Source organism: Amycolatopsis bullii, from assembly GCF_014654205.1.
GTDB lineage: Bacteria > Actinomycetota > Actinomycetes > Mycobacteriales > Pseudonocardiaceae > Amycolatopsis > Amycolatopsis plumensis.
The window spans coordinates 25,220-46,970 of record NZ_BNAW01000046.1 but is presented as its reverse complement, the minus strand read 5'-3'; the positions used below and the strand labels follow the sequence as shown (position 1 = coordinate 46,970).

The window sequence follows — 21,751 nt, the reverse complement described above, 5'->3', positions numbered from 1 at the left end:
GAGCGCTCCGAACTCAGGAATGACACGGTTTCCGCTGGTCGCCGCGCTGGGTGCGCTGGCCGCGGCGGGGGTCGTGGTGGTGCTGGCCGAGCGGTTCTACCGCGAGCTGGAGGTGCGGCTCGCCGGCGCGATCCTCAACTTGTTCACTACATCGGGTGTTTATGTGGCACCCGATCGGGAGTCCGTTTACTTTGGGTTGACCAGTACTACTCCGTTCGGGTTGAGAATGACGCCGGAATGTTCTTCGGCGTTCCTTTTGCTTCCGCTGCTCGTTGTCACGATGGCCATGCTCTACTTCCGGCCGTCGAATGCGCGGCGGCTCTTCTTTTCGCTCGGCATTTCCGCGGTCGTCGTCGTGCTGGTGAACCAGCTGCGCATTCTGACCATCGTCGGGCTCGTGCACGGGTTCGGCACCGACGAGGGCTACTACTGGGGCCACACACTGCTCGGCTCGATGGTGAGCGTGTTCGGCGGCGCCGTCTCGATCGTCCTGTTCGTCTGGCTGGCCACCCGGAAGAAGAAGGCATGAGCGTCAAGGTCCTGCTGGCGATCACCCAGGCGTTCGCGCTGACCATGAGCGTGGCGTTCCTCGTCTACGTCGTGGTGATCGTGGTGCCGTACCTGCGCCGCAAGCCCGGCCCGGTGGGCGACCCGGCGGACTTCACGTGGCACTTCTTCGTGCCGTGCCGCGACGAGCAGACGGTCATCCGCGAGACGATCCGCTACCTGCGCACCACGTTCCGCAGGGCGCACGTCTGGGTCGTCGACGACGATTCGGAGGACCGCACCGCCCGCGTCGTCCGGATGCTGTGGCGGCGCCACGGCGGCTACGACCCGTACCTGCACCTCGTGCCGCGCGTGCGGCCCGAAGCCCGGACCGGCAAGGGCGACGCGCTGAACGCGGCCTACCGCGCCCTGAACGACTGGATGGGCCCGGACGCGAGCCGCGACGACGTCGTCGTGGTGGTCGTCGACGCCGACGGCCGCCCGGCGCCGAACTGCCTGGAGGTCTGCGCCGCGGACCACCTCTTCGGCGATCCGGAGGTCGGCGCGGTCCAGCTCGACGTGTGGATGGGCAACACCGACACGCCGCCGCCGAGCCGCAACCCGGTCGGCCGCTGGTTCGGCCTCAAGCTGGCCCAGCTGCAGGACCTGGAGTTCCGCACGGCGATCGCGGCGATCCAGACGTCCCGCGGGTTCACCGGCACGATCTCCATGGGCGGCAACGGCCAGTTCACCCGGCTCACCGCGCTCGACTCGATCGCGGGCGACGCCAGGGAGCCGTGGCGCGGCTCGCTGCTGGAGGACTTCGAACTCGGCGTCCACCTGCTGACCGCGGGCTGGCGCACCGGGTTCACCCCGGATTCCCACGTCTCGCAGGAAGGCCTGTACAGCCTGCGGCGGTTCCTCGTGCAGCGCACGCGCTGGGGCCAGGGCACCATGCAGTGCGCCCGGTACCTGCGGCGGATCTGGGATTCCCCGCACGTCAGCACGCTCGGCGCGGCGGAGATGATGTACTACCTGGCCCAGCCGTGGCTGCAGCTGCTGGGCTCGCTGCTGTACCCGATCCCGTTCGTGCTGCTGGTCATCGGCACGGCGGGCGACCCGGCGCAGATGTGGACGTGGTTCACCGGCGGCGCCTGGATCCTGTTCGCCATCTACGGCTCGTTCGGGCTGCTGCCGTTCCTCGTCTGGGGCCCGATCTACCAGCTGAAGTGCCTGCGCAGCAGGAACGTCCTGCGCGGCATCGGGATGGGGTTCGCGTACGCCGCGTACATCTACACGTTCTACGTGACGTCGTGGCGCGCGCTGTTCCGGCTCGTCCGCGGGCGCAACGGCTGGGCGAAGACGCGCCGCAACACCGAGCAGGCGGCGGGGGTGAAGGTCGCGCTCGACGCGTGAGCGCGACCTCCACCGCGCCGGGTCAGAACGCCGGGACGATCCGGACGTCGTCGGCCTTGACGAAGGCGATCCGGTGCCCGAACTGGATCTGGACGTACTTGAGCTTGCCCTTCACCACCACGTGGTTCGCCGGGTCGAAGGTGGTCGCCCAGTAGTACTCGGAGCCGACGGTCCCGCCCGAGGAGTACTTCTGGCCGGCGGAAAGCGTGTACGGCAGCGGCGTGATGGCCTGCACGGTCACGCCGGCCGGGTAGGCCTCCGGCTCGGGGTAGGCGCGGCCGTACACCGGCACCGTGGCGAGGCCGGGCTTCGGCGTCACGACCCAGCCGATCGCGGGCTTCGCGACCCGGCCGTTGCGCGGGTTGTGGAACCAGCCCTTCTGGCCGAGGTACCAGATCGCCGTCCAGTCGCCGCGGACTTCGGCGACGGCGTACCGCTGCCCGGTCGCGACGCGGCTGCCGACGTCGGCGACGTCCATGGTCGACGGCGTCCCGTTCGGGTGCAGGCCGATGTCGACCAGCAGCGGCGAGGACTCACTCGGCTCCGAGTGCAGCACGACCGCCTCCGAGCCCCGCAGCGCGCAGGGCGTGCCGCTGCCGGACTTGTCGCAGCCGGTGAACGCGGGCTGATTCTTCGCGAAGTCCGGGTCGATGGTGACCAGCGACGAGCCGGGCAGGCCGAACCCGCCGAGCGGGGCGCCCAGCAGGTCGAAGTAGTGCGACCAGTCCCAGTACGGGCCCGGGTCCCAGTGCATGCCGGGGATGGTGGTCGGCGTCGTGCCCGGCACGTTGTCGTGGCCGATGATGTGCGCGCGGTCGAGCGGGATGCCGTACTTGCGCGAGAGGTAGCCGACGAGCTTCGCGCTCGAGCGGTACATGGCCTCGGTGTACCAGGTGCCCTTCGCGGCGAAGCCTTCGTGCTCGATGCCGATGGACTTCGCGTTGACGTACCAGTTGCCGGCGTGCCAGGCGACGTCCTTGGTCGGCACGTGCTGGGCGATCAGGCCGTCGGCCGAGCGGATGGTGTAGTGCCAGCTCACGTACGTCGGGTCCTGGACGAGGTCGAGGACGTTGGCCCAGTAGCCCTCGGTGTCGTGGATGACGATGTGGTCGATCTTCTGGCTCTCGGGCCGGTTCGCGAGGTCGTGGTTGCCGTAGTCGTCCTTCGGCAGCTCCTGGTACGGCGCGGGGACGGACTCGCAGGTGACCCGGCGCGGGCATTCGACGCCGGCCGGTGTCCGGTCGGCGTGCTGCGGGACGGCCAGGTCCGGCGTCGGGGCCAGCGTGACCTGCTGGCCGTCGTCGGTCGTCCGGGCGGTGCCGGTCTTGATGGTGTCGAAGACTTCGTCGGCGAAGGTCTGCGCGGCGTCTCCGGTGGACCCGCTGTACTTCGCGACGGCGTCGTACCAGTTGCCGTCGGTGTTGTACTTCGCGAGCAGGGCCGCGCCGCCGCGGATGTTCTGGGCGGGGTCGGTGCGCAGCGTTTTCGCGTCGGTTCGGAGGAGCTGGGCGGCCTCGTCGACGGTCTGCAGGGTGGGCGGCGGCGCGGCGGGGCCGGCCTGCGGGTGGACGGCCGGACGGGCGTCGTCGCCGCGAGGGTCTTCGGTGCCTTCGTCGTGGTGGGTGCCCGCGACACCGGCTTCGCGCAGGTCGGTGAGGTGCATCGGGCCGTAGCCCGCCGACGTGCTGGGCGTGCCGGCGTTGGCGTCCCAGCGGGACTCCAGGTAGGAGACGCCGAGGAGGACGTTCTCCGGGACGTTGAACTCCTTCGCGGCGGCGGCGAAGTCGCGTTGGCGCTGGGAGGCGGGGTCGGCCTGGGCTCGGGCCGGCGCGGCGGCCAGGCCGGTGAGGAGGGCGACGGTGGCTGCTACGGCTGCTGTTCTCGGGACGGGCATGGGCATGAACCCCCAGGGTGCAGGTGCCAGAGGTGAGAACCTAACCAGAAACTCACCCCCGGGGTAAGGGCCGACCCGCTGATGGGGGCCGCTCTCCGCCGGGGTCCGCAGTCGTCCGCCCGTTCCCCGCGGATGCCCGCCCGCGGCAAAGGAGCCGGTCAGGGCCCGTCCGGCGGCGCTGTCCCACGTCGGGTGGACCCTCCTTGCACGACTGGCACTCACCTGGCTAGAGTGCTAAATGCACGGCCCGAACAGCCCCGGCACCCGCGACGGCGGGGGTGGTAGAGCCGTAACCACATCCTGCCAACGCTTTCGACGACCGTGGAGGTCAACCCGGTGAGCGTGAACATCAAGCCGCTCGAGGACAAGATCGTCGTCCAGACGAGCGAGGCCGAGGAGACGACCGCTTCCGGCCTCGTCATCCCCGACACCGCCAAGGAGAAGCCCCAGGAGGGCAAGGTTCTGGCCGTGGGCCCGGGCCGGATCGACGACAAGGGCAACCGCGTCCCGCTGGACGTCAACGTCGGCGACGTCGTCATCTACTCGAAGTACGGCGGCACCGAGGTCAAGTACAACGGCGAGGACTACCTCATCCTGTCCGCCCGCGACGTGCTGGCCGTCATCAACTGACGTCCGCTCGCAGCGCAATGACGCCCCGGGCCCCGCAGCAAGCCGGGGAGCGGGGCGTTCTTGCGTTCAGAGAAAGGTAAGCGGAACACGCTATGCCCAAGCAGATCAACTTCGACGAGGACGCTCGTCGCGCGCTGGAGCGCGGGGTGAACAAGCTCGCCGACGCGGTCAAGGTCACCCTCGGCCCGCGCGGTCGCCACGTCGTGCTCGACAAGAAGTTCGGCGGCCCGACCATCACCCTCGACGGCGTGACCGTCGCCCGTGAGGTCGAGCTCGACGACCCGTTCGAGAACCTCGGCGCGCAGCTCGCCAAGAGCGTCGCCACCAAGACCAACGACGTCGCCGGTGACGGCACCACCACCGCGACCGTGCTCGCGCAGTCGCTGGTGAAGGTCGGCCTGCGCAACGTCGCGGCCGGCGCCAACCCGACCTCGATCGGCCGCGGCATCGAGGCCGCCGCGGAGAAGGTCATCGAGGTCCTCAAGGCCAAGGCCACCCCGGTCAAGGGCCGCGAGAACATCGCCCAGGTCGGCACCGTGACCTCCCGCGACGCCAACATCGGCGCCCTGCTCGGCGAAGCCGTCGAGAAGGTCGGCGAGGACGGCGTCATCACCATCGAGGAGTCGTCGACCCTGGCGACCGAGCTGGTGATCACCGAGGGCGTCCAGTTCGACAAGGGCTTCCTCTCGGCGCACTTCGCGACCAACCCGGAGGAGCAGAAGGCGATCCTCGAGGACGCCTACGTCCTGCTGCACCGCGAGAAGATCTCGGCGCTGGCCGACCTGCTGCCGGTGCTGGAGAAGGTCGTCGAGGCCAAGAAGCCGCTGCTGATCATCGCCGAGGACGTCGACGGCGAGGCGCTGTCCACCCTCGTGGTGAACTCGCTGCGCAAGACGATCACCGCCGTCGCGGTCAAGGCGCCGTTCTTCGGCGACCGCCGCAAGGCGTTCCTGGACGACCTCGCGGTCGTCACCGGCGGCGAGGTCATCTCCGCGGAGATCGGCCGCAAGCTGTCCGACGTCGACCTCGGCGCGCTGGGCAAGGCCCGCCGGATCGTCGTCACCAAGGACGACACCACGATCGTCGACGGTGCCGGCTCCAAGGACGCCATCGCCGGGCGGGTCGCGCAGATCCGCAAGGAGATCGAGACGACCGACTCCGACTGGGACCGCGAGAAGCTGCAGGAGCGGCTCGCGAAGCTCGGCGGCGGCGTCGCGGTCATCAAGGTCGGCGCGGCCACCGAGACCGAGCTGAACGAGCGCAAGCACCGCATCGAGGACGCCGTGGCTTCGACCAAGGCGGCCGTCGAGGAGGGCATCCTGCCCGGCGGCGGTTCGGCGCTGGTCCACGCGGTCAAGGAGCTCGAGGGCGGCCTCGGCCTCTCCGGTGACGAAGCCACCGGCGTCCGCATCGTCAAGGACGCGCTGACGGCCCCGCTGTTCTGGATCGCGACCAACGCGGGCCACGAGGGCGCGGTCATCGTCAACAAGGTGCAGGAGCAGGGCTGGGGCCAGGGCTTCAACGCCGCCACCGGCGAGCTCACCGACCTGCTGGCCGCCGGCATCGTCGACCCGGTCAAGGTGACCCGGTCCGCGGTGGCGAACGCCGCCTCCATCGCCCGGCTGGTGCTGACGACGGAGAGCTCCGTCGTCGAGAAGCCGGCCGCGGAGGAGCCCGCCGCGGCGGGCCACGGCCACTCGCACTGACGCAGTTCCACGAAGACGGGGCGGTACCTCTCGCGAGGTGCCGCCCCGTTCCCGTCTCGCCCGCGGGCACTTTCACGTGAAAGTGCCCTTGGAGGGCACGGAGGGCGGCACCCCACCCGGTGCCGCCCTCCGATGTCTGTGTCTCCAGCCGGTGGTGCGCTCAGCCGCCGGACATGCTGAGCGCGCGTTTGTCCGACTTGATGATGTGTTCCCGCTCGGACTCCGAGAGCCCGCCCCAGATGCCGTACGGCTCGTGCACCGCCAGCGCGTGGCTGCGGCACATCTCCAAGACCGGGCAGCTCAGGCAGACGGCTTTCGCTCTGGCCTCCCGCCGTGCCCGCGCCGGGCCGCGCTCGCCGTCCGGGTGAAAGAAGGACGCGCTGTCCATCCCCCGGCACGACCCTTCGAGCTGCCAGTCCCACATGTCGGCGTTGGGTCCCGGGAGCCTGCGCGTGTCTGCCATCCTGACCGCCTCCGTCATTCGGTCGATGCCGCTAGCTGCTCTGCTGTGGTGTCGATACTCCATTCGGTGCAACGGCGGTAACGTTAGAAGCGCGCCAATAGTTGTTCAAGCGATCCGGCCCGATTCAGCCGTTAGGCATCCCCCGTAGGTGTGAGCAGGGCGTTCGCCTCCGGTTGCCGACCGCGCTGGGTGCCTGGATATTGAGCCTCGTGGGAGCTGGGTCGGGCACCGAAGAACCCACCCTGCCGGTGGCCTCGGTCGCCCGCCGGCTCGGGGTCGCGCCGTCCACCCTCCGAACCTGGGACCGCCGCTACGGACTGGGTCCCAGCCGGCACACCGACGGCCGTCACCGCCGCTACGGAACTTCCGACATCGGCCGCCTCGAACTGATGCAGCGCGCGCTGCTGAGCGGCGCGTCGACGGCCGAGGCGGCGCGCTACGCCCTCGAACAGATCCCGCGGTCCGGGCCACCGCAGCCGGAGGAGCCTTCCGAACCGGCCGACGTGTCGGCGGCCGACGACGCCCTCGAGGTCCGCTCCCGCCTGGCCCGCCGTCTGAGCACGGCGGCCCTGGCCATGGACGTCGGCGCGGTTCAGCGCATGCTCGCGGACACCATCGCCGAGCTCGGCGTGCTCCCGGCGTGGACGGGGGTGATCGAGCCGGTGCTGTCGGCGCTCGGCGCCCGGTGGCGCGGCGCGAGCGCGGGGGCCGAGGTCGAGTACCTGCTGGCGGAGTGCGTGTTCGCGGCGCTGGTCCGGGCGACCCCGGTGCTCGACGAGCCCCGCAACACGCGCCCGGTCCTCTTGGGCTGCGTCCCGGACGAGCGCGACTCGATGCCGATGTACGCACTGGCGGCATCCCTGGCCGGCCGCCGGATCGGCGCGCAGCTGTTCGGGGTGCCGCTGCCGGCGGAGGTGCTGGCGGTGGCGGTCCGCCGCAGCGCACCGGCGGCGGTGGTGCTGTGGGCCCACGGCCGCGGGGTGGCGGACGCCCGGCTGTTCGCTCGGGTCTCCCGCGGGCGGCAGCGGAGCCGGTTGTTCGCGTGCGGCCCGGGCTGGGACCCGGCGGGGCTGCCGGACAAGGTGGAGCTCCTGACGGACCTGCCGAGCGCGGCGGACCGCATCGAGCACGTCCTGGTCGGCGCGCGCCGGTAGCGCCGCGACCTCCGGCGAGGGGCGCCGCATGAGTCATTCGCGACCTCCGGCGAGGGGGCCGCAATGAGTCGTTCGCGACCTCGGGTGAGGGGAGGTCAGCAATCAGTCGTTCGCGACCTCGGATGAGGGGGCGAGGTCCGCAAGGAGTCATTCCCGTCCTTGGCTGAGGGGGTGGCGGTAGCGGTTGTCCACAACCGGCGAAGGCTGGGGACAACTCGGCCGCCCGGCCCCGGATCCGGCCGGTTCGTCGGTGGGCGCCGATAGACTGGACCGGGGTCAGCCCCCAGGGATCGGGTGGGGCTTGTCTGGTCGCGAGGGGGGCGCCTTCGCAAGGGCTTTACCGGCCCGAACGGGACGTTGACGCCCAACCCGCACCCCACCTAGACCCCTCCCTGCACCCCGATACGAAGCCAGAACACGGCCGGTGGCGCCGGGTCAAGGCACGCTTTCCCGCCTTGACGCGGTGCTGCCGGCCATCGTCACAATTGCGGCTTCGGGGTGGTGGGCACCAAGCTGCCGGTCGGCCAAGGGCGCCCCGGCCCCGCTCAATCAGCCGCACCTCCGCGCCGAGCCCGGCCGGCAGATCCCGGCTTCCGCCCCGCAACAACCGACCGACTGGCCGGAACCTGCCGGCGACGGGCAGGGCGTCACTGCCCACTGGCGGTACTTCGATCATGTTTTTGTCGGACCCACCCGCTAGAAAGGACCCGTGCACGAACCCGCCCTCAGGGCCGCCGCGTTCGGGAGTGACTCGCTACCCGATCCCGCCGTCATGCGCGGCTCCGGCAGCCCGCGGGCGCGGCTGCTCGCCGCCGTCGTGCTCGGTGCGCAGGGGCGGTACGCCTCCGCCGCCGCCCTCCTCGGCGCCCTCCGGCACGACCATGACCTGGTCGTCGCCTCGCTCGCCGCCAGCACCCTCGCCTCGCACCGGCGGCAGCTGGGGGGCCACCGCCAGGCCCGCTCGCTCGACGGTGAGGCCTACGCCAAAGCCGCCTCCCTGGAAACCGAGCGTGACCCCGATGGCCTCGACGCGGCCGGCGCCAGAGCCGACGCCCTGCTCGGCCTGGCCGCCGACAACCTCGCGCTGGGCCGCCTCACCGCCGCCCGCCGGCTCGCCGAGCGGGCGCGAGCCGAGGATGCCGGGTGGCGAGCCGAGGTCCGCGGCGGGTGGGTGGGCGCCGAAATCGAACTCGCCGCAGGTCAGGGCGCCGATGCCGTCCCGCATGCCGAGCGGGCTCGGGAAACCGCGCGAGCGCGGGGCGCGCGGCGGCACTCCGTGAAATCCGAGATAGTGCTGGCCGTGTCCCTCCTCGCCGCCGGGGATCCCGATCACCGGAAGATTTCGGACGACCTTGTCGGAAACGCAATGGCGACGGCGGAGGAATGCGAACTCCTTTCACTTTTGTGGCCGGCGGCGCTCGTCGCGGCCGACCTGCGCCCAGGACACGCCGAGGAGTATCGATTCAGAGTGGCGCAGGTGTTGCACGCAGTGTTACGAAGCGCAGATCCTTGCGGGAGGAGGGTTGCGGGGGAATCACCATGGGTGCCCGTCCCGGGTGGTTGAGCCGTCGGAATGGGGTGTTCCGGCATCCGGGCTAAGAAAGTTCAAAAAAAGCCACCGGATCGTGTCAAGGTTCGGGCTAAAGCGTCCGATAGGGGAAGAGGAATGTCACCCGGCTGCAGGAAGGAAACCCCGTGACGACGGTCTTGATCTGCGACGACCGACGCAGTGTCCGTGAAGGGCTCACCCGAGTGATGTCCGCGGTCCCTGGGGTCAGTCGCATCGACTGCGTAGCGCACGGTGACGAGCTGCTGGCCCGGTACTCCCGTCAGCCCGTCGACGTCGTGCTGGTCGGGACGCAACGCGCGGTCCCGACGGGTGTCGAAGCCACCCGGCGGCTCGTCTCGGCCAACCCCCAGGCGAACGTCATCGTCTTCGGCGCCCCGGACGACGCGGGCAGCATCGCCGCCGCGATCGCCGGCGGTGCCCGCGGCTACCTCCGCTGGGACGCGTCCCGGCCGGAGCTGGTCGCCGCGCTGGCCCACACCCTGGCGAGCACCTCGGTGCCCGCGCCCCGTCAGCCGTCCGACCCGGGCGTCCAGCTGACCGAGCGCGAGCTTCAGGTGCTCCGCGGGATGAGCCAGGGCAAGAGCAACGGCCAGATCGGCCGCGAGCTCTACCTGTCCGAGGACACGGTCAAGACCCACGCCCGGCGGCTGTTCCGCAAGCTCGGCGTGCGCGACCGCGCGCAGGCCGTCGCCCACGGCTTCCGCCGCGGCCTGGTCAGCTGACCTGCCGCTCTCCCCGTTCCTGACACGGCCGGTTCCCAGGTGACGACGGGCCAGGGCGCATCGCCCTGGCCCGCACCTGTGTGGTCCCCATCACGCACCGGCGTTCGACGCGGCGGATTCCCACCCGCCACCCCGCCGCCCCGGCGGATCTCGTACCCGCAACCGGGCTCGCTCGTTGAATCGGCGACCTCGACCGCGAGTTCAGCACGACGAACCGTGTTTTCGCGGCTCCAGCTCCTGCGGCACGCCCGGGCACACCGCGCGCGCCGGTCCGGAGCAAGCCGACGGTACGGTAGCGGTCACCGGTGCGCGGTGGAGGCGACCACGGGCCGGGTTCTTTGCACACCTACACGTAACACTGGGACTGTTGTCTGCGATGGCCAATGTGGGGGATGGACTGGATGAGCCGGTCGCCGCTGCTGTCGAGGGAGATCCCCAGGCAGTGGAGCGGCTGCTGGCTGCTATCCGTCCACTGGTAGTGCGGTATTGCCGCGCCCGGGTTGGCAGGCAGGAGCGATCGTTCGCTTCGGCGGACGACGTTGCGCAGGAGGTGTGTCTCGCGGTGCTAACGGCATTGCCCTCGTACCGCGATCAAGGCCGCCCGTTTCTGGCCTTCGTCTACGGGATCGCCCAGCACAAGGTGGCCGACGCGCACCGCGCGGCGGCGCGCAACCGGGCCGAACCGGTGGCCGAGATCCCCGACGAGGTCGAGGGTGGGGTCGGCCCCGAGCAGCGGGCGCTGCAAGGTGAGCTGAACGAGCGGATGTCCCAGTTGTTGCAGGTGCTGCCGGACAAGCAGCGGGAGATCGTGGTGCTGCGCGTGGTCGTCGGCCTGTCGGCGGAGGAGACCGCGGATGCGGTCGGTTCCACCCCCGGCGCCGTCCGCGTCGCCCAGCACCGCGCCCTCGCGCGGCTGAGAAAGGTCCTGGCCGCGGAGGAGGTGATCTGAGTGACCGGTCACGAGAAGAGATTCGAGCCGGATGACGTCTGGGGCAGTGGCCTCACGGCGTCGGAGGCGGAGTTCGCCGCCGACCTGTCGGCGGTCCAAGCCGACGACGCCCTGCTCGACGCGCTCGGCGGGTCCGACCCGGCGCTGGCCGACGGTCTCGGCGACCAGGAGCTCAACGCGTTGCTGGTGGCGTGGCGAAGAGACATCGACAGCGAGCCGCTGGCCGAGCTCGTCGACGTCGACACCGCCGTGCGCACCGTCAGTACCGCCGCCCTCGCGAAGCGGCACGCTTCGAGCGGACGCCGCCGCAGGCTGCTCGTCCCGGTCGCCGTCGCCGCCGCCGTACTGGCGATCGCGTTCACCGGCACCGGGCTGGCCGCGCGCTCCGCGCAGCCCGGAGACACGCTGTGGGGCCTCGCCAAGGTCCTCTACTCCGACCACACCCGTTCGGTCGAGGCGGCTGCGACCGCGAAGCTGGACCTCGAGAAGGCCAACCTCGCCATCGCCGGCGGCAACCTCGACGCCGCCCGCCAGGCCCTCCAGGACGCCCAAGCCGCCCTGTCGCAGGTCACCGACGAGGAGAACCGCGACCAGCTGATGGAGCAGCACCGGCAGCTCGCCGCCCAGCTCCAGAACCCCGAAGCCCCGGTCCAGGGCCCGATCCAGACCTCGGTCCCGCCGGTTTCGCCCGGCGCGCCGACGAGCCAGGCGGCGCCGGCCGGGTCGGCGTCGTCCCTCCCGGGCAGCGGCAGCGGCACCACGAGCCTGCCGGGCAGCGCGACCCCGACGCCGACGCCCCCGCCGCCGACCACGACCCCGCCGCCGACCACCACGCCGCCGCCGCCGACCACCACCGGCGCCACCGGCAACGACCCGGGCACGCCGCGCAGCGAGTCCGCCGGCGGTCAGTCGCAGGGCGTCAGCGAAACGCCGTAGAACGGACATGGAAAAGCCCTGGTGAGGAAGCTCACCAGGGCTTTTTCATGTCCGGGGGAAGCGCGCTCAGTAGGCGCTCTCGTTGGCCGTGACGCCGTCGGCGAAGCCGCGGCAGTAGTCCCAGCTCACGTAGTCGCCGGGGTTCGGATCGTAGGCCGGCTCGTGCGGGCGCATCCGCCCGTCGGCCAGCAGCTGTTCGAGGCTGGCTCGCAGCAGGTGCCAGTCGTGGTAGTGGGGTTCGTCGCACTCACCGCAGTCGACGACGATCCCGCGCACCCCGCGGGGTTCGAGGAGGGCCTGGTAGACGGCCAGATCCGAGAGATCGGCCAGCAGTTCGGTGCGTTCGGAGTCGCTGATCGGCTCGTCCAGCCGGTCCTCGGGGTCTCCGAAAGCGCGGGCCGGGTCGTCCGGGTCGTCCGCGAACGGGTCTGGAGGCAGGACATCGTGCGCCACGGCCTGCACGGTACCGGGCCGCCTCGGCGGCGCGCCCACCGCCCGGGGCGGGCGGTGGGCGGCGGATATCATGAGGAGAAGGCTCCGAGTCGCCAGTTGATCTTGATTGACCACAGCGACCTGCTCATCCCGCGCCAGGAAGGCCCTTCACCCGCATGACCAGCGACGGCATCACCGCCCCCGTTCCGGCCAAGTTCGCGATGCTCGGCCTGACCTTCGACGACGTGCTGCTGCTGCCGGCCGAATCGGACGTCGTGCCGAGCACCGTCGACACGAGCACCCGGCTGACCCGGAACATCACCCTCGGCGTCCCGCTGGTGTCCGCGGCGATGGACACCGTCACCGAGGCGCGGATGGCCATCGCCATGGCCCGCCAGGGCGGCATCGGCGTGCTCCAGCGCAACCTGCCGATCGACGAGCAGGCCGCCGCGGTCGAGGTCGTCAAACGGTCCGAGGCCGGCATGGTCACCGACCCGGTCACCTGTGCGCCCGACGCGACGCTGGCCGAGGTCGACGCCCTGTGCGCGAAGTTCCGCATCTCCGGCGTGCCGGTGACCGACGCGGCGGGGACGCTGGTGGGCATCATCACCAACCGCGACATGCGGTTCGAGGTCGACCACAGCCGCCCGGTGTCCGAGGTGATGACGAAGGCGCCGCTGGTCACCGCCCAGGTCGGGGTGTCCGCGGACGCCGCGCTCGGCCTGCTGCGCCGTCACAAGATCGAGAAGCTGCCGATCGTCGACGGCGCGGGCAAGCTCCGCGGCCTGATCACGGTCAAGGACTTCGTGAAGACCGAGCAGTACCCGAAGGCGACGAAGGACCCGGACGGCCGGCTCATCGTCGGGGCCGCGGTCGGCGTGGGCGTCGACGGGCACAAGCGCGCGATGACGCTGGCCGAGGCCGGCGTCGACGTGCTGATGGTCGACACCGCGCACGGGCACTCCCGCGCGGTCGTCGACACGGTCTCGCTGCTGAAGAAGGAGCTGGGCGAGTCGGTCGACATCGTCGGCGGCAACGTCGCGACCCGGGCGGGCGCGCAGGCGCTGGTCGACGCGGGCGCGGACGGCATCAAGGTCGGCGTCGGCCCGGGCTCCATCTGCACCACCCGGATCGTGGCCGGGGTCGGCGTGCCGCAGATCTCGGCGATCTACGAGGCCGACCAGGCGGCGCGGCCGGCGGGCATCCCGGTCATCGGCGACGGCGGCATCCAGTACTCCGGCGACATCGCGAAGGCCATCGCGGCCGGCGCGTCCACGGTGATGCTGGGCAGCCTGCTCGCCGGCACCGCCGAGTCCCCGGGCGACCTGATCCTCGTCAACGGCAAGCAGTTCAAGGTCTACCGCGGCATGGGCTCGCTGGGCGCGATGCAGTCCCGTGGCCAGGGCAAGTCCTACTCGAAGGACCGCTACGCCCAGGACGACGTGCTCAACGAGGACAAGCTGGTCCCCGAGGGCATCGAGGGCCGGATCCCGTTCCGCGGCCCGCTCGCGAACGTCGTGCACCAGCTCGTCGGCGGCCTGCGCGCCGGGATGGGCTACGCCGGTGCCGAGACGATCGCGCAGCTGCAGGAGGCGCAGCTGGTGCGGATCACCGCGGCCGGGCTCAAGGAGAGCCACCCGCACGACATCACGATGACGGTGGAAGCCCCGAACTACACGACCCGCTGAGTCACCGCCGGCGGCGCGGCCCGCACTCGGAACCGATCCGAAGTGCGGGCTTCTCGCTGTGTCACCGTGACCTAGCGTGCTTACCGTAATCGGCCTATCGCCTTGCGTGGCCGCTGTGGTGTGCACTAGGACACATGACGGTCCTGCTGCGCAGGGTGTTCTTCACCGCCGTCGCCCTGGTGTCCCTGTTCCTCGGCGGCGTGGTGTGCCTGATGTGCCAGGTCCTGGCCGGCCGCGACGCGCCGACGTACCGCGTCGAGGGCCAGGTGGTGTCCCACACGCGCGGCGCGCTCCCGGTCGCCGGTGACGAGGGCGTGGAGAGCCAGTCTGTCTCGATCGACGCGAGCGGCCGCCGCTACGACATCACGGCGGTCGACCCGGGCCTCGACCTCCCGGCGGGCCAGCCGGTTGTGCTCGACATCTCCAAGGCGGACGGCAGTGTGGCGTACCTCGGTGCCGGCGGCGGCGTGGTCGACCTGCGTCCCGGAGTGGTGCGGCCGGTGCTGCTGATCTTCGCGGCGCTCCTGGCCCTGGGCGCGGTGTACATCGGCGCGGTCCGGCTCACCCTGTACCCGCCGGTGGCGACCTGGCTGGCCCTGGCGCTGGGGGCACTGCTGGCGCCGGTCGCGGTCTTCGTGCGGGTGTAGACCCCCGTGCGCAGGTCACCCACGCGGCCTAGCGACAATGGGGCACGGCAGATTGTCGTCGGCGGAGGAGGCTTCACGTGCGGGACCTGGTCGAGATCGGGATGGGCCGCACCGCGCGGCGGGCGTATGACCTCGACGACGTCGAGATCGTGCCGTCGCGGCGGACGCGCTCGTCCTCGGTGGTGTCCACCTCGTGGCAGATCGACGCCTACCGCTTCGACCTGCCGCTCGTCACGCACCCGACCGACGCGATCGTCTCGCCCGGCACCGCCGTCGCCGTCGGCGAGCTCGGCGGGCTGGGCGTGCTCAACGCCGAAGGGCTCTGGGCGCGGCACGCCAACGTCGAGGACGCCATCTTCCAGCTGGTCCGCGCGGCCGAAGACCTCGAGGACCCGACCGCGGTCGGCCGCGTCCTCCAGGAGCTGCACAGCGCGCCGATCCGGCTCGACCTGCTGACCGAGGCGATCAAGACCGTCCGCGAATCCGGCGTCACGGTGGCCGCGCGCGTCAGCCCGCAGCACGCCGCCGAACTGACCCCGGACCTGATCGCGGCCGGCGTCGAGATCCTCGTCGTCCAGGGCACGATCATCTCCGCCGAGCACGTCCAGCGCGACGCCGAACCGCTGAACCTCAAGGAGTTCATCGGCCGGCTCGACGTGCCCGTCATCGCCGGCGGCGTCAGCGACTACCGCACCGCGATGCACCTCATGCGCACCGGCGCGGCCGGGGTCATCGTCGGGCACGGCTACACGCCGGGCGTCACGAGCACCGACCGCGTGCTCGGCATCGGTGTCCCGATGGCCACCGCGATCATCGACGCCGCGGCCGCCCGCCGCGACTACCTCGACGAGACCGGCGGCCGGTACGTGCACGTGCTCGCGGACGGCGGCATGACGGTGTCGGGCGACATCGCCAAGGCCATCGCGTGCGGCGCGGACGCCGTCATGCTCGGCTCTCCGCTGGCCGCCGCCTCGGACGCGCCCGGTCAGGGCCTGTACTGGACGGCGGCCGCGGCGCACCCGTCGCTGCCGCGCTCACGCGTGGCGGCCGGCCCCGACTACGCCGTGGACCTCAAGACCCTGCTGTTCGGGCCGTCGTCCGACGCGGAAGGCGTGGTGAATCTCTTCGGGGCGCTCCGCCGCGCGATGGCGAAGACGGGTTACTCGGACCTCAAGGAGTTCCAGCGGGTGGGCCTCACCGTCCGGCGGTGAGGTGCTCGAGGAACGCGGCGAAGGCGGTCGCCGAGTAGAGGAGGACCGGCCGGGGCACCGCTTGCTTGGTGTCCCGGACCCCGACCACGCCGGGGCCGGTGCCGATCTCGACGCAGGCGTTCTCTTCGAAGTGGCTGTGGCTCGACTTGCGCCAACCGGTGAGCGTTCGTGGGCTCATCGTGGTGTCTCCCGCCCTTGTGTCCCGACCGGCGGTGATTCGCCGACGTGGACATCGACCACTGTTGAGGTTACCCACTGTTGTCGTCGGACAACCATAACCGGCGAGTAACTTACCTCTGGTCAGAACGCGGAGCCGGAGTTACGCTCCAGGTGTGACTGCCAGTAACACCACCACCAGCGCGGGTGGCCCCGACTACGACGTCGTCGTGGTGGGGTCGGGGTTCGGAGGCAGCGTCGCGGCGCTGCGGCTCACCGAAAAGGGCTACCGGGTAGCCGTCGTCGAAGCGGGCCGCCGGTTCGCCGACGACGAATTCGCGAAGACGTCGTGGGACCTCAAGCGCTACCTGTGGGCGCCGCAGGTCGGCTGCTACGGCATCCAGCGCATCCACATGCTCAACGACGTCATGGTGCTGGCGGGCGCCGGTGTCGGTGGCGGTTCGCTCGTCTACGCGAACACGCTGTACCGGCCGCTCAAGCCGTTCTACCGCGACCGGCAGTGGGCGCACATCACCGACTGGGAGGCCGAGCTCGCCCCGCACTACGACCAGGCGAGCCGCATGCTCGGCGTCGTCACGAACCCGACCATGACCCCGTCGGACGTCGTGATGCGGGACGTCGCGAAGGACATGGGTGTCGCGGATTCGTTCCACCCGACGCCGGTCGGCGTCTACTTCGGCAAGCCGGGGGAGCGGGCGAAGGACCCCTACTTCGGCGGCGCGGGCCCCGAGCGCACCGGCTGCACCGAGTGCGGCTCGTGCATGACCGGCTGCCGCGTGGGAGCGAAGAACACGCTGGTCAAGAACTACCTCTACCTCGCCGAGCAGGACGGCGCGCAGGTCATCCCGCTGACGACCGTGACGTCCGTGAAACCGATCGACGGCGGCTACGCAGTCAGCCTCAAGAAGACCGGGACGACCTCGAAGAAGTTCCGGACCACGATCACCGCCGAGAAGGTCGTCTTCGCCGCCGGCACCTGGGGCACGCAGAACCTGCTGCACCGGATGAAGGACACCGGCACGCTGCCGAAGCTGTCGCGCCGGCTGGGCGAGCTGACCCGGACGAACTCCGAGGCCATCATCGGCGCGGCCCGAACCGACGTCGACGAGAGCCGCAACTTCAGCCGCGGCGTCGCGATCACCTCGTCCATCCACCCGGACGAGAACACCCACATCGAGCCGGTCCGCTACGGCAAGGGCAGCAACGCGATGAGCCTGCTGCAGACGATCGCGACGGACGGCGCCTCGCCGGTGCCGCGCTGGCGGCAGGCCGTCACGTTCATGCTCAAGCACCCCGTCCAGGCGGCGAAGCTGCTCAACGGCTACCGCTGGAGCGAGCGCACGGTGATCCTGCTGGTGATGCAGAGCCTGGACAACTCGATCACGACGTACACGAAGCGCGGGCTGTTCGGCCGCCGCAAGTACACGTCCAAGCAGGGCCACGGCGAGCCGAACCCGAGCTTCATCCCGGCCGGCCACGAGGCCAACGAGCGCACGGCCGAGCGCATCGGCGGCATCGCGGGCGGCACCTGGGGCGAGATCTTCGACATCCCGCTGACCGCGCACTTCATCGGCGGCGTCCCGATCGGTGCCACGGCCGACGAGGGCGTCATCGACCCGTACCACCGCGTGTTCGGCTACCCGGGCCTGTCGGTGGTGGACGGCGCGGCGATCACCGCCAACCTGGGCGTGAACCCGTCCCTGACGATCACCGCGCAGGCCGAGCGCGCGTTCTCCCTCTGGCCGAACAAGGGCGAGCAGGACCTGCGACCGGCCCAGGAGGCGCCGTACGTGCGGCTGGAGCCGATCGCGCCGAAGAACCCGGCCGTCCCCGCCGAAGCCCCCGCCGCGCTGCGCCGATCCTCTTGGGGGCGATCCTCCTAGACTCGGGGCCGTGACGGCATCCGAAAAGGCACACGCACTGCTCGACGGCATCCGGAAGCTCGACGACGAATGGGCGCGGGCCATCGGTGGCCTCGGCGAGCTTGAGCTGCGCGCCCCCAGCGCGTTGCCCGGCTGGTCGCGCGCCCACGTCCTCGCGCACGTCGCCCGCAACGCCGACGGCCTGCAGAACCTGCTGGTCTGGGCGAACACCGGTGTCGAAACCCCGATGTACCCCAGCGCCGAGGCCCGTGAGCGCGACATCGAGACCGGCTCGCAGCAGGGGGCCGCCGACCTGCTCGCGGACTTCGTCGCGTCGGCCGGGCGGTTCGAGCAGTACGCCGCCGCGATGCCGGACGACGCCTGGGCGCGCGAAGCCCGCAACCGGCAGGGTGCGCCGGTCACCGGGGCCGTCGTGGCGCGGATGCGGCTGTCCGAACTGACCATCCACCTCGCCGACCTCGACCGCGGCTACGACCTCGACCGCGTGCTCGCGCTGCTCGGCCCGCTCACCGAGGACGTCGTCGAGCACGCCATCACCTCGCGCGCGGCCCACCTCCCGGCGCTGCGCCTGGCCGCCGACGGGTTCGAGTGGACGATGGGGACCGCTCCGAAGACGACCGTCCGCGGGTCGGCCGGGGCGCTGCTGGCCTGGCTCAGCGGGCGCTCCGACGGTGCCGCACTCGACGGTGCCGTGCCCGCGCTCCCCGCCTGGGCGTGACCGGCCCGTGCCACCCGGTGAACGGCTTGCGCCCGCTCTACACTGGGCGTCCCGGCACCGAGGAGTCCGCTGTGGACAGTGAGCACGACCAGGGGCGGCCCGGCGTCCGCCGCCGGACGTTCCTGCGGATCGCGGGCGTCTCGGCCGCCGGTGCGGTCGCCGCCGCGTGCGGGCCGGAGAAGCCCGCGGCCCCGGTCGCCTCGACCGCCCCGGCGCCACCCACGTCCGCGCCGTCCGGCACCGGGCTGCCCACCGGGCCCCCGAACTGGGACGACCTGCGCAGCAAGCTGACCGGCAGCCTGCTGCGCCCGGGCACCGACGGCTACGACACCGCCAGGCACGGCTTCAACCAGCTGTTCGACGGCAACAACCCGGTCGCCGTCGCGACCGTGTCCAGCGTCGCGGACGTCCAGGCCTGCGTCCGGGCGACCGCCGGGCGCGTCACCATCGCCGCGCGCAGCGGTGGCCACAGCTACGCCGGGTACTCGGTGCCGGTGGGCGGGCTGGTCATCGACGTGGCCGCGCTGAACAAGGTCGACGTCCAGGGCGGCAAGGCGGTGATCGGCGCCGGCGCGAAGCTGAAGGACGTCTACGCCGGGCTCGCGCGGGCCGGGCGCGCGCTGCCCGCCGGGTCCTGCCCGACGGTCGGGATCGCCGGGCTGACCCTCGGCGGCGGCATCGGCGTGCTCGCCCGCAAGTACGGCCTGACCTGCGACCACCTGAGCTCCGCGCAGGTCGTCACCGCCGACGGCCGGGCGCTCACCGCGTCCGCGAACTCCGAACCGGACCTGTTCTGGGCACTGCGCGGCGGGGGCGGCGGCAACTTCGGCGTCGTCACCGAGTTCACCTTCGACACCGATCCGGCGCCGCAGGAGCTGACGGTGTTCTCGCTGCACTTCCCGGCCGGGTCGGGCGCCGGCGTGCTCGCGGCGTGGCAGCAGTGGATCGCCGCGATGCCGCCGGAGCTCTGGGCGAACCTGGTGCTCTCGGGCGGGTCGCCGGTGCAGTGCCGGGTCGGCGGCTGCTACGTCGGAGGTGCCGCCGGGCTCACCACGCTGCTGAACAATCTGACCACCAACGCCGGCGCCCGGCCGACCCAGCGAGTCGTGAAGACCCTGGACTACCTGGGCGCCATGAAGTACTTCGAGGGCAGCTCGAACCGCCAGTCGTTCGTCGCGTCCTCGCGGATGATCACCGCCCCGGTCGACGCCGCGAAGGTCGTCGCGGTCGCCGACGGCAGGCAGGGCATGGACCTGCTCATCGACGGCCTCGGCGGCGCGGTCGCCGGGCCGGCCAAGGACGCCACCGCGTTCTGGCACCGCGACGCGCTGGCCAGCGTCCAGGTCTACGCGCCCGCGACGGCGAAGACCCGGACGAAGGTCACGCAGGCGGTCGGCGACGTCGTCGCGGGCCTCGCCGCGGCCGGCGCGGGCGGCGGGTACGTCAACTACATCGACCCCGCCCTGCCCGACTGGAAGACCGCCTACTACGGCGACAACGCCAAGCGGCTTCAGGACGTCGCGAAGAAGTACGACCCCTACAACGTCTTCCGGTTCGGGCAGGGCGTCGTCAGCTAGAGGTCGATGTCGGTGAAGACGGTGACGCGTTCCTCGGTCAGGTCGTGCATCGCGGCCAGGACGCCTTCGCGGCCGAAGCCGGAGCCCTTCACGCCGCCGTAGGGCATCTGGTCGGCGCGGTAGGACGGGACGTCCCCGATGATCACGCCGCCGACCTCCAGCTCGGCCGACGCGTGGAACGCCAGCTGGACGTCGGTGGTGAAGACCCCCGCCTGCAGGCCGTAGGCGGAGGCGTTGACCGAGCGGAACGCGGCGTCCACGCCGTCCACAATGGACACTGCGAGAACCGGGCCGAAGATCTCCTCGTTCCAGGCCTTCGTGTCCGGCGGGACGTCGGTGAGCAGCGTCGGGGCGACGGTCGCGCCGTCGCGGGTGCCGCCGGTGAGCACCTTCGCGCCGGCCTCGACGGCTTCGTCGATCCACGCGACGATCCGCTCGGCGGCGGCTTCGTCGACCACCGGGCCGACGTCGGTGTTGCGGTCGTACGGGTCGCCGGTCCGCTGCGCCTCGACGGCTTCCACCAGGGCGGGCACGAACTCCTCGGCCACGGCGGCGTCCACGATCACCCGCTGCACCGCGATGCAGGACTGGCCGGCCTGGTAGTTGCCGAAGGTGGCGATCCGGTGGGCCGCGCCTTCGGGGTCGGGCCAGTCGCGCAGCACGACGGCCGCCGCGTTGCCGCCGAGCTCGAGCACGACGTGCTTGCGCGGCGCGGCGTCCTTGAGCGACCAGCCGACCGGGCCCGAGCCGGTGAACGACACGACCGGCAGCCGCGGGTCGGCGACGAGCGCCTGGGTTTCCTCGTTTCCCAGCGGCAGCACGGAGAACGCGCCTTCCGGCAGGTCCGTTTCGGCCAGGATCTCACCGAGGATCAGGGCCGACAACGGCGTCCGCGGCGCGGGCTTGACGATGATCGGCGCGCCGATCGCCAGTGACGGCGCGACCTTGTGCGCCACCAGGTTGAGCGGGAAGTTGAACGGCGCGATGCCGAGCACCGGCCCGCGCGGGACGCGGCGGGTCAGCGCCAGCCGCGCCTCGCCGGCGGGGTCGGTGTCGAGGCGCTGGACGTCACCGGTGAAGCGGCGGGCCTCCTCGGCGGCGATGCGGAACACCGACACCGCGCGCTTGACCTCGGCTTCGGCCCACTTGAGCGGTTTGCCGTTTTCGGCGGTGATCACCTCGGCGATCTCCTCGGCACGCGCGGCGAGCACGCGGGAGACGTGGTCGAGCGCGCCCGCGCGCAGGTGCGCGGGGCTGCGCCGGAACTCCTTGGCGACCGAGGCCGCGGCGGCCACCGCGCGTTCGACCTGGTCCGGCCCGGGCACGGCGACCGTGGCGACCTCGCTGCAGTCGTACGGGTGGTGCACGACGAGGGTGGTGGCGCCCGGCTCCGGGCGGCCGGCGATCCAGGCGGGGCGCGGCTCGGGGGTGATCATGTCCATGCGTACCAACGTAATGCGGGTGGGGGCGCGTCCGAGTGACCCCCACCCGG

General features: G+C 71.5%; 20 protein-coding genes. 15 read left to right on the top strand and 5 right to left on the bottom strand.

All coding sequences use genetic code 11. From position 1 onward, the window contains the following. Window positions 1-19 precede the first annotated feature (19 nt). The gene (gene xrtP / locus IE317_RS35030) at window positions 20-529 is read left to right on the top strand and encodes an exosortase P (protein ID WP_191315688.1); all 510 of its coding nucleotides are present in this window, start codon (window positions 20-22) and stop codon (window positions 527-529) included. Next, complete coding sequence (locus IE317_RS35025; RefSeq protein WP_191315655.1) at window positions 526-1,902, top strand: glycosyltransferase family 2 protein; 1,377 nt, start codon at window positions 526-528, stop codon at window positions 1,900-1,902. Before xrtP ends, IE317_RS35025 begins: the two co-directional genes overlap by 4 nt. Before the next feature lie 22 nt (window positions 1,903-1,924). Here IE317_RS35025 and IE317_RS35020 read toward each other — a convergent pair whose 3' ends face one another. Continuing rightward, a complete protein-coding gene (locus IE317_RS35020; protein WP_191315654.1) occupies window positions 1,925-3,802 on the bottom strand; it encodes an N-acetylmuramoyl-L-alanine amidase in 1,878 nt (625 codons plus the stop codon). A 330-nt stretch (window positions 3,803-4,132) separates the two neighbouring features. Here IE317_RS35020 and groES point away from each other — a divergent pair, with 330 nt between their 5' ends. Continuing rightward, window positions 4,133-4,426 (top strand): co-chaperone GroES, encoded by a 294-nt coding sequence (groES, locus tag IE317_RS35015; RefSeq protein ID WP_004559922.1) that lies wholly within the window; start codon window positions 4,133-4,135, stop codon window positions 4,424-4,426. Between the two features lie 92 nt (window positions 4,427-4,518). Next, window positions 4,519-6,132 carry a chaperonin GroEL gene (gene groL / locus IE317_RS35010; protein WP_191315653.1) on the top strand — a complete coding sequence of 538 codons (1,614 nt, stop codon included), beginning with the start codon at window positions 4,519-4,521 and terminating at the stop codon, window positions 6,130-6,132. Window positions 6,133-6,292: 160 nt separating this feature from the next. On the opposite strand, the gene IE317_RS35005 is transcribed toward groL, so the two are convergent. Then, a complete protein-coding gene (locus tag IE317_RS35005) occupies window positions 6,293-6,595 on the bottom strand; it encodes a WhiB family transcriptional regulator (protein ID WP_033261506.1) in 303 nt (100 codons plus the stop codon). 248 nt (window positions 6,596-6,843) lie between these two features. Here IE317_RS35005 and IE317_RS35000 point away from each other — a divergent pair, with 248 nt between their 5' ends. The 5 genes from IE317_RS35000 (at window position 6,844) to IE317_RS34980 (ending at window position 11,926) form a co-directional block, all read left to right on the top strand. After that, the gene (locus tag IE317_RS35000; protein ID WP_191315687.1) at window positions 6,844-7,749 is read left to right on the top strand and encodes a MerR family transcriptional regulator; all 906 of its coding nucleotides are present in this window, start codon (window positions 6,844-6,846) and stop codon (window positions 7,747-7,749) included. Between the two features lie 709 nt (window positions 7,750-8,458). Beyond that, the gene (locus IE317_RS34995; RefSeq protein WP_191315652.1) at window positions 8,459-9,313 is read left to right on the top strand and encodes a hypothetical protein; all 855 of its coding nucleotides are present in this window, start codon (window positions 8,459-8,461) and stop codon (window positions 9,311-9,313) included. A gap of 131 nt (window positions 9,314-9,444) precedes the next feature. Beyond that, window positions 9,445-10,041: a response regulator transcription factor gene (locus tag IE317_RS34990; RefSeq protein WP_003073605.1), complete on the top strand. Its 597-nt coding sequence runs from the start codon at window positions 9,445-9,447 to the stop codon at window positions 10,039-10,041. A 376-nt stretch (window positions 10,042-10,417) separates the two neighbouring features. Next, window positions 10,418-10,990: a sigma-70 family RNA polymerase sigma factor gene (locus IE317_RS34985; protein WP_026468912.1), complete on the top strand. Its 573-nt coding sequence runs from the start codon at window positions 10,418-10,420 to the stop codon at window positions 10,988-10,990. Further along, a complete protein-coding gene (locus tag IE317_RS34980) occupies window positions 10,991-11,926 on the top strand; it encodes an anti-sigma-D factor RsdA (protein ID WP_191315651.1) in 936 nt (311 codons plus the stop codon). A gap of 66 nt (window positions 11,927-11,992) precedes the next feature. Here the strand turns inward: IE317_RS34980 and IE317_RS34975 are convergent, their stop codons facing one another. Further along, window positions 11,993-12,388 carry a DUF5319 domain-containing protein gene (locus tag IE317_RS34975; RefSeq protein ID WP_003073549.1) on the bottom strand — a complete coding sequence of 132 codons (396 nt, stop codon included), beginning with the start codon at window positions 12,386-12,388 and terminating at the stop codon, window positions 11,993-11,995. 146 nt (window positions 12,389-12,534) lie between these two features. Between IE317_RS34975 and guaB the strand changes: the two genes are divergently transcribed. From guaB to IE317_RS34960, 3 genes are all read left to right on the top strand, one after another. After that, window positions 12,535-14,046, top strand: a complete 1,512-nt coding sequence (gene guaB / locus IE317_RS34970; RefSeq protein WP_191315650.1) for an IMP dehydrogenase — start codon at window positions 12,535-12,537, stop codon at window positions 14,044-14,046. A gap of 134 nt (window positions 14,047-14,180) precedes the next feature. Further along, window positions 14,181-14,693, top strand: a complete 513-nt coding sequence (locus IE317_RS34965; protein WP_191315649.1) for a hypothetical protein — start codon at window positions 14,181-14,183, stop codon at window positions 14,691-14,693. A gap of 77 nt (window positions 14,694-14,770) precedes the next feature. Continuing rightward, window positions 14,771-15,904, top strand: coding sequence for a GuaB3 family IMP dehydrogenase-related protein (locus IE317_RS34960; RefSeq protein WP_191315648.1), 1,134 nt, complete (start codon window positions 14,771-14,773; stop codon window positions 15,902-15,904). Here the strand turns inward: IE317_RS34960 and IE317_RS34955 are convergent. Continuing rightward, the gene (locus tag IE317_RS34955; protein WP_191315647.1) at window positions 15,888-16,082 is read right to left on the bottom strand and encodes a DUF397 domain-containing protein; all 195 of its coding nucleotides are present in this window, start codon (window positions 16,080-16,082) and stop codon (window positions 15,888-15,890) included. The two genes, IE317_RS34960 and IE317_RS34955, sit on opposite strands and share 17 nt — an antisense overlap. Before the next feature lie 154 nt (window positions 16,083-16,236). On the opposite strand from IE317_RS34955, the gene IE317_RS34950 reads away from it, so the two are divergent. From IE317_RS34950 to IE317_RS34940, 3 genes are all read left to right on the top strand, one after another. Next, entirely contained in the window at window positions 16,237-17,964 is a 1,728-nt protein-coding gene (locus IE317_RS34950) for a GMC family oxidoreductase (RefSeq protein WP_191315646.1), read from the top strand. Window positions 17,965-17,974: 10 nt separating this feature from the next. Then, a complete protein-coding gene (locus tag IE317_RS34945; RefSeq protein ID WP_191315645.1) occupies window positions 17,975-18,682 on the top strand; it encodes a maleylpyruvate isomerase family mycothiol-dependent enzyme in 708 nt (235 codons plus the stop codon). A gap of 71 nt (window positions 18,683-18,753) precedes the next feature. Next, window positions 18,754-20,259: an FAD-binding oxidoreductase gene (locus IE317_RS34940; RefSeq protein ID WP_191315644.1), complete on the top strand. Its 1,506-nt coding sequence runs from the start codon at window positions 18,754-18,756 to the stop codon at window positions 20,257-20,259. Here the strand turns inward: IE317_RS34940 and IE317_RS34935 are convergent. Then, window positions 20,256-21,701, bottom strand: coding sequence for an aldehyde dehydrogenase family protein (locus tag IE317_RS34935; protein ID WP_191315643.1), 1,446 nt, complete (start codon window positions 21,699-21,701; stop codon window positions 20,256-20,258). The two genes, IE317_RS34940 and IE317_RS34935, sit on opposite strands and share 4 nt — an antisense overlap. Between the last annotated feature and the right edge of the window lie 50 nt (window positions 21,702-21,751).

Bases quoted from the DNA above. Each gene is read 5' to 3' on its own strand.
- xrtP (WP_191315688.1), top strand. From the start codon at position 20: ATGACACGGTTTCCGCTGGTCGCCGCGCTGGGTGCGCTGGCCGCGGCG.
- IE317_RS35025 (WP_191315655.1), top strand. From the start codon at position 526: ATGAGCGTCAAGGTCCTGCTGGCGATCACCCAGGCGTTCGCGCTGACC.
- IE317_RS35020 (WP_191315654.1), bottom strand. From the start codon at position 3,802: ATGCCCATGCCCGTCCCGAGAACAGCAGCCGTAGCAGCCACCGTCGCC.
- groL (WP_191315653.1), top strand. From the start codon at position 4,519: ATGCCCAAGCAGATCAACTTCGACGAGGACGCTCGTCGCGCGCTGGAG.
- IE317_RS35005 (WP_033261506.1), bottom strand. From the start codon at position 6,595: ATGGCAGACACGCGCAGGCTCCCGGGACCCAACGCCGACATGTGGGAC.
- IE317_RS34985 (WP_026468912.1), top strand. From the start codon at position 10,418: ATGGCCAATGTGGGGGATGGACTGGATGAGCCGGTCGCCGCTGCTGTC.
- guaB (WP_191315650.1), top strand. From the start codon at position 12,535: ATGACCAGCGACGGCATCACCGCCCCCGTTCCGGCCAAGTTCGCGATG.
- IE317_RS34965 (WP_191315649.1), top strand. From the start codon at position 14,181: ATGACGGTCCTGCTGCGCAGGGTGTTCTTCACCGCCGTCGCCCTGGTG.
- IE317_RS34955 (WP_191315647.1), bottom strand. From the start codon at position 16,082: ATGAGCCCACGAACGCTCACCGGTTGGCGCAAGTCGAGCCACAGCCAC.
- IE317_RS34935 (WP_191315643.1), bottom strand. From the start codon at position 21,701: ATGGACATGATCACCCCCGAGCCGCGCCCCGCCTGGATCGCCGGCCGC.